This is a genomic window from Corallococcus aberystwythensis (assembly GCF_003612165.1).
In the GTDB taxonomy this organism is placed as follows: Bacteria; Myxococcota; Myxococcia; order Myxococcales; family Myxococcaceae; genus Corallococcus; species Corallococcus aberystwythensis.
Map to the genome: position 1 here is coordinate 1 of NZ_RAWK01000375.1, position 7,346 is coordinate 7,346.

The 7,346-nt window shown below is 68.8% G+C and carries 3 protein-coding genes and 1 pseudogene; 3 read left to right on the plus strand and 1 reads right to left on the minus strand.

Going from position 1 to position 7,346, the window contains the following annotated elements:
* The 3 genes and pseudogenes from D7W81_RS37960 to D7W81_RS37970 all read left to right on the plus strand — a co-directional run.
* Positions 1–209: pseudogene (locus D7W81_RS37960) on the plus strand (hypothetical protein); the annotation flags it as partial.
* A 112-nt stretch (positions 210–321) separates the two neighbouring features.
* The gene (recA, locus tag D7W81_RS37965) at positions 322–1,407 is read left to right on the plus strand and encodes a recombinase RecA (RefSeq protein ID WP_120560254.1); all 1,086 of its coding nucleotides are present in this window, start codon (positions 322–324) and stop codon (positions 1,405–1,407) included.
* 246 nt (positions 1,408–1,653) lie between these two features.
* The gene (locus D7W81_RS37970) at positions 1,654–3,798 is read left to right on the plus strand and encodes an alkaline phosphatase D family protein (RefSeq protein ID WP_120560252.1); all 2,145 of its coding nucleotides are present in this window, start codon (positions 1,654–1,656) and stop codon (positions 3,796–3,798) included.
* 80 nt (positions 3,799–3,878) lie between these two features.
* Here D7W81_RS37970 and D7W81_RS37975 read toward each other — a convergent pair whose 3' ends face one another.
* Complete coding sequence (locus D7W81_RS37975; protein ID WP_158621770.1) at positions 3,879–6,926, minus strand: carboxypeptidase regulatory-like domain-containing protein; 3,048 nt, start codon at positions 6,924–6,926, stop codon at positions 3,879–3,881.
* Positions 6,927–7,346 lie beyond the last annotated feature (420 nt).

Consider the following 7,346-nt stretch of genomic DNA (forward strand, 5'->3'; position numbering starts at 1 on the left):
TCCTGCAGGGGCTTTTGACCCTCCTGTCCCTGACCCTGCTGACGGTTGCCTCCGTGGGCTCTCCCCTGTATCGCGGAGCCCTGGCGCTGCTGACGGTGGTGTCCGGGGTCGGGTTGGGGATGGTGCTGGTGCCGGACGTTCCGGCGGGTTGGGCGGCCGGATTGGGCGGGCTGGTGGCTGCCTTCCTGGCTGCCCTGCGCAAGAGCTGACCGCCAGGACCCGAAACGGATGTCAGAGGGGTGGACTAGGGTCTACCCATCGCGTACTAAAAGCGCGTTCAGGTGGACCGGGGTGGTCCACTCTTCCAAGGAGCTGTTCGAAATGGCCGTGAATCAGGAGAAGGAAAAGGCGATCGAGTTGGCGCTGGCGGCGGTGGAGCGCCAGTTCGGCAAGGGGTCCATCATGCGGCTCGGCAACGACGAGCCCATGATGAAGGACGTCCAGGCCATTTCGACGGGGTCCACTTCGCTCGACATCGCCCTGGGCGTGGGCGGCGTGCCGCGCGGGCGCATCATCGAAATCTTCGGGCCGGAGTCCTCCGGCAAGACGACGCTGTGCCTCCACATCGTCGCGGAAGCGCAGAAGAAGGGCGGCGTGTGCGGCTACATCGACGCCGAGCACGCGATGGACGTGGGCTACGCGCGCAAGCTGGGCGTGCGCACCGACGACCTGCTCCTGTCCCAGCCGGACACCGGTGAGCAGGGCCTCGAAATCGCGGAGATGCTCGTGCGCTCCGGCGCCATCGACGTGCTGGTGGTGGACTCGGTGGCCGCGCTCGTGCCGAAGGCGGAACTCGAGGGCGAGATGGGTGACGCGCACATGGGCGTGCAGGCACGCCTCATGAGCCAGGCCCTGCGCAAGCTCACGGGCACCATCTCCAAGAGCCAGACGTGCGTCATCTTCATCAACCAGATCCGCATGAAGATTGGCGTGATGTTCGGCAACCCCGAGACGACCACGGGCGGCAACGCGCTGAAGTTCTACGCGTCGCAGCGCATGGACATTCGCCGCGTGGGTGCCATCAAGAACGGCGAGAACGTGGTGGGCAGCCGCACCCGCGTGAAGGTCGTGAAGAACAAGGTGGCGCCGCCGTTCAAGGAAGTCGAGTTCGACATCATGTACGGCGCGGGCATCTCGAAGGAGGGCGACCTCATCGACCTCGCGTCCAACGACGGCATCATCGAGAAGAGCGGCAGCTGGTTCTCCTTCAAGGGAGAGCGCATCGGCCAGGGCCGGGAGAACGCGAAGGAGTACCTGCGCGAGCACCCGGACACGTACAAGGAGGTGGAGGCCCTGGTGCTGGAGAAGTACGGCATCGGCAAGCCCGCCGCCGCGGCGCCCGCCGCGGATGCCTCCAGCGAGCCGGCGGAAGGCGAGAAGCGTCCGCGCGTGAAGGCCGTGAAGTAGTCACGCAAACGGGTCGTGAGCATTGAGCCGCCGCGCACCTCCGGGGGGAGCGGCGTGGCGGTTCGAAGCTGAGTGAGAGGGGCCGGTCACCCGCGAGGGGACCGGCCCCTTTTTCTTCACCGTGAGAGGGATTGGGCGCGTGACGCGTGCGGTCATCGCCGGGGTGTTTCGTGTGGAGGGAGGAGCGCCTCTAGACTGCGCGGTCTGGAAGCTCCTTCACCCCGCTTCCCGCTGGAGTCCATCGCCTTGTTCAACCCCTTCAAACGCCGCACGTTCCTGCAAGCCGTGGTTGCTGTCGCGGCGACGACGACCTTTGGATGCTCCGACGACGCCGAGACGCCGGAGGACTCGGCTGGCTCGCCCTACTTCCCGCAGTCGCTGGCGTCGGGTGATCCGCGTCCGGACAGCGTGGTGTTGTGGGTGCGCGTGGAGGACGCCGCGCGCGCCGGGGATGACCTGCGCCTGCGGCTGGAGGTCTCCCCGTCGGAGGACTTCAAGACGCTGGTGCTGGACAAGACGGACCTCATGGCGCGGGCGGAGCATGACCACGCGGTGAAGGTGAAGGTGACGGGGCTGTCCGCGCGCACGACGTACTACTACCGCTTCAGCTACGAGAAGGACGGCCAGCGCCACACCACGCGCGTGGGGCGCACGCGCACCGCGCCCGCGGCGACGGACGACGTGCCGGTGAAGTTCGTCTTCGCCAGCTGCCAGGACTTCATTGGCCGCTACTACAACGCCTGGCAGCGGCTGGTGCAGCTGGACGCGGATCTGGACTTCATCGTGTTCCTAGGTGACTACGTCTACGAGACGACGGGCGACACGTCCTTCCAGTCCGACGGAAGCGGCCGGTCCGTGCGCTTCAGCGCGCCGGAAGAGGCGCTCCCGCAGGGCACGGGGCTCACCGCGTTCCTGGCGGCGAACTCGGTGTCCAACTACCGCGACCTGTACAAGAACGTCCGCACGGACAAGCAGCTGCAGGCGGTGCATGAGCGCTACCCGTTCATCATCGTCTGGGACGACCACGAGTTCTCCGACGACTGCTGGCAGGACGTGGCCACGTACGAGGACGGCAAGCGGGACGAGACGCAGCTGCAGCGCAAGCTCAACGCGGAGCAGGCCTTCCTGGAGTACATCCCGCTGGACACGGCGCAGGCGTCCGAGGGCGTCATCGACGTGGCCCAGGAGCCGCGCTTCCCCAACGCGCGCATCTACCGTGACTTCGAGTACGGCCGGCACCTGAAGCTGCTGGTGACGGACTACCGCAGCTACCGGCCGGACCACCTCATCCCGGAGGACGCCTATCCGGGCACCGTGGCGCTGGAACACACGCTGCTGAGCATGGCGCTCCAGACCCAGCCGGAGGCGGTGAAGGCGGCGTTCCAGACGGACACGTTCGCGTACGTGGACATCGACGACGCGGCGTACGCGACCCAGAAGCAGGTGCTCCAGGGCGTGTACTTGAGCCAGGCGAAGGCCGCGGGCCTCACGGACGCGGAGGCCGCGCAGAAGGCCGCGCAGTGGGTGAAGGGCCCGGTGGCGCTCTACTACGTGAACCAGGTGCTGGCGGCGGTGAACCGGGCGCTGGTGATCAAGCCCACGGCGGACATGCCCCATGGCCTGGCGTACGCGCACATGGGCAAGGCGTCGCTCTTCAACATCCAGGGGTCGCGCTACGTGGTGGTGAAGGACACCTTCGACCTGTTCGCGGCGGTGAAGTACCAGCAGACCGCCGGCAAGAGCGAGGACGTGTTCGGCCCCGCGCAGGAGAAGTGGTTCCAGGAGACCCTCACCACGGCGAAGAACACCTGGAAGATGGTGGTGAGTTCCACGTCGCTGTCGGCACTCATCTGGGACTTCCGGCAGCAGGCGGACATCAGCGACCCGACGCTGCGCCAGCGCTTCTACTTCAGCGTGGACCAGTGGGACGGCTTCCCCACGCAGAAGAAGGTGATGCTCAACACGCTCAAGGCGCAGAAGGTGGAGAACGCGCTGTTCATCTCCGGGGACATCCACGCGTCGTTCGCGTCGGTGGAGGAGGGCGTGCCCACGCTGACGGCGCCGGGCATCACCTCCGGCTCCATCAAGAGCCTGGCCAGCCTGGCGCTGATTGGCGCGGGCTACGCCACGGGGGCGCCGGTGTACCAGCACGCCGTCACGGAGATGGAGAAGACGCTCATGGCGTCCAACCCGGGCCTGCGCTTCGCGGACGCGGACTCGCACGGCTTCGTGATGATGGAGGTGAAGGCGGACGAGACGCTCGCCACCTTCCACCTCATCCCCGCCGCGGAAGTGGCCAAGGACTACTCCAAGCGCGCGGACAGCGAGCTGGAGGCGAAGTTCACCTCGCGCACCTTCCGCGTGAAGAACAGCGACATCCAGCCGGCCTGAGCCAAGGCGCGCTGAAGTGAAGTGAAGGGCCGCGTGGGGGACTCCCCGCGCGGCCCTTTTTCATGCATGCCGGTGGGCTTTCAGCGCGGAGCGACCCGCAGGACGAGCCCCGCCGGAGGGAGCCGGAAGGCCGTCGACGAGCCCCACGTCGTGAGTGTTCCGTCCTGCATCAGGGCGACGCCGTTGAAGGTCCCCATGGGCATCGCGTCCGCGACGCCGGTCAGCGTCGCGGGAGGCGTGGCCTGCCCGTAGTCATTGCGTCCCCATGCGCGCAGGGTGCCGTCCTGCCGGAGGGCCACGAGGATGTCGTAGCCGCCGCGCACGTCGATGAAGCCGACCGGGTCCGTGACGTACTCGTAGCCGTTGTGGGTGGCCCCGAAGTCCCAGCCCCGGAGGGTGCCATCTGACGTGATGGCGACGCCGCCGAAGGTTGTGCCCCCGATGGCCGTCACGCCGGACAGGTCCGCCGGAGGAACGCTGACCTGCCCGTACACGTCGTTGCCCCAGCTGACGACGGTGCCGTCGGCCTTGAGCGCCCACGAGTAGTAGGTGGAAACAGAGATGGCCACCACGTCCTGGAGGCCCGGGGGGACCTTCGTCCGGTTGTACTCGAGGCCGCCCCAGGACACGACCGTCCCGTCCCGCAGCAGCGCCGCCGCGATGTTCGAGGCCGCCGAGATGGCGACGACGTTGGAGAGGCCCTCGGGCATCGGCGTCCGGGGGCTGGGGTACTCACCCCATTCGATGACGGTGCCGTCGGCCTTGAGGCCCAGCCCGAAGTACTCCCCTGCCGCGACGCTCACGATGTCGCCCGTGGTCGGCCGCTGCCCGCCCAGGGGCGGATTGGGCCCCCAACCGGTGAGGGTGTTCTCCGGCGTGACGCCCAGGTTCCAGTCGCGGCTGGACGTCGCCAGGGTCTGCTGCCGCAGGACGCGGAGCGAGACCGTGGCGGCGGGGCGCCAGTCCGGGCCGGGCTTCAGGACGACGTCGCGCGGGCCCGGGCTGACGTTCGTGGGGACGCGCACCAGCACCTGGGTGTCGGACCAGAAGAGGTACTCGGGCACCTCGATGCCGCCCACCGACACGCGGGACTCCCCGCGCTTGTCGCCGAAGCCGGAGCCGGTCAGCTCCAGGTATCCGCGCTGGACCGCCAGCTTGGGCACGACGAGCGTGGGAGCCCCCTGCCGCGTCAGGGTGAGCTCGACCGTCGCTGTCGCGTCCACGCGGACCTCCACCGAGGCCTCCGTGCTGGCGTAGTGGTCCTTGCGGGCGGAGACCGCATAGGTGCCGGTGACCACCCCGGTGAAGGTGAAGCGGCCCTCCGCGTCCGTCGTCGTGCCCCAGCTCTCCGGGCCATGGGCCAGGACCGTGAGGCCCTCGGCGCTCGCGCCATCCTCCACCAGGACGCGTCCGGTGAAGGCGCCGCGCTCGCGGAACAGGGTCCGGGAGACGGACGTCTGCGCGTTCGCGCGCACCTCCACGGACTGCTCGTACTGGACGTAGTCATCAAGCTGGGTGCGCAGGGTGTAAGTGCCCGTGGGAACGCCCGTGATGCTGAACTCGCCCTGGGCATTCGTCTGGGTGCTGAAGTCCGTGTCGACGAGCCGCACCGCGACGTTCACGGCGCGCGCGCCGCCCTCCACGTAGAAGGTGCCCGCCACGGATCCGCGCTCCCGGGACAGCGTCCGGGTGACGGAGGTCTGCGCGCCCACGCGCACCTCCACCCGCTGCTCGTGCTGGACGTAGCCGTCGCGCTGCGCGCGCAGGGTGTACGTGCCCGTGGGGATGCCGGTGAGGCTGAACTGGCCCTGGGCGTTCGTCTGGGTGGTGAAGTCCGTGCCGACGAGCAGCACCGTGACGTTCCCGGCGCTCGCGCCGCCCTCCAGGAGGAAGGTGCCCGTCACGCCGCCGCGCTCGCGGGACAGCGTCTGGGTGACGGAGGTCTGCGCGCCCACGCGCACCTCCACCTGCTGCTCGTGCTGGACGTAGCCGTCGCGCTCCGCAATCAGGATGTACGCGCCCGTGGGGACGCCGGTGAGGCTGAACTGGCCCTGCGTGTTCGTCCGGGTGCTGAACTCCGTGTCGACGAGCCGCACCGTGATGTTCCCGGCGTTCGTGCTTCCCTCCAGGAGGAGGGTGCCCGCCACGCCGCCGCGCTCGTGGGTCAGGGTCTGGGAGACGGAGGTCTGCTCGTCCACGCGCACCTCCACCTGCTGCTCGTGCTGGACGTAGTTGTTGCGCCGCGCGCGCAGGGTGTACGTGCCCGTGGGGATGCCCGTGAGGCTGAACTGGCCCTGGGCATTCGTCTGGGTGGTGAAGTCCGTGCCGACGAGCAGCACCGTGACGTTCCTGTCGCTCACGCCTTCTTCCAGGAGGATGGTGCCCGCCACGCCGCCGCGCTCGCGAACCAGGATCTCGGAGACGGAGGTCTTCGCGCCCGCGCGCACCTCCACCTGCTGCTCGTGCTGGACGTAGCTGTCGCGCTGCGCGCGCAGGGTGTACGTGCCCGTGGCGACCCCGGCGAGCGTGAAGCGGCCCTCCGCGTCCGTGCGGGCGCTGAAGTCCGTGCCGGCGAGCAGCACCGTGATGTCCCCGGCGCTCCCTCCGCCCTCCAACTGGAAGACCCCGGCCACCGTTCCGCGCTCGCGCAGGAGGGACAGGGTGACAGGGGACTGGGCGTCCACGCCCACCTCCACCGCCGCCTGCGCCGGCTCATACGTCTCCTTCAGCGCCTGCAGGGTGTACGGGCCCGTGGGCAGCTGCGTGAAGACGAAGTGGCCCTGCGCGTCCGCCTGGGTCTGGCGCGAGGTGCCCGTCAGCGCGACGGTGATGCCCTCCGCGCTGGCGCCCCCTTCCACCTGGAGGGTGCCCGAGATGCCGCCGCGCTCGCGCTGGAGCTGGAGCGTCACTGACGCGGTCTCACGCGCCTTCACCTCCACGGCTTCACTCGCTTCACGGTAGCGGGGCGTCCGTACAACCAGGGTATGGGCGCCTGGAGCGACGTCCTTCAGCGTGAAGCGGCCCTCCGTGTCGGTCGTCGCCGTGAGCGAGGAGCCCTGCACCGTGACCGCGATTCCGGCCGGCGGGGCCGCGTCGTCGAGCACGACCTGCCCGGACACCTGACCCACGGAGGAGCCTGCGTCGGGCGGCGGCAGTGGGGATTCGCCGGAGCCGTTGCAGGCCGCGGCCAGGAGAAGAAGGAGGCAGAGCCAAGAGGAGCGTGCGAGGCGCATGGAGGGCAAAGACGGCAGGTGGGGTGTTGGCGGCAGAGGCCGTCTTCCGCCAGTGGAATGCACTGCGGACGAAAGCCTGCGGGAGTGGTTCAGAATCCCGGAGCCGCGGGACGCACTCGATTCTGACCAAGACGCTCGCGCGAAACCATCCCCAGGCCGTCATGGTTCCGCCATCGCAAGCACCGCCAAGGTTTTTCTGTTTTGCTGTTTTGTGCTTTTTTCCTGTGTGAACGGCTCTCTATGAAGGGAGGCCGGACCGGACATCGGGAAGGAGCACACCGTGGGCGCGCGCAAGGGATGGCAGGGACTGCTGGG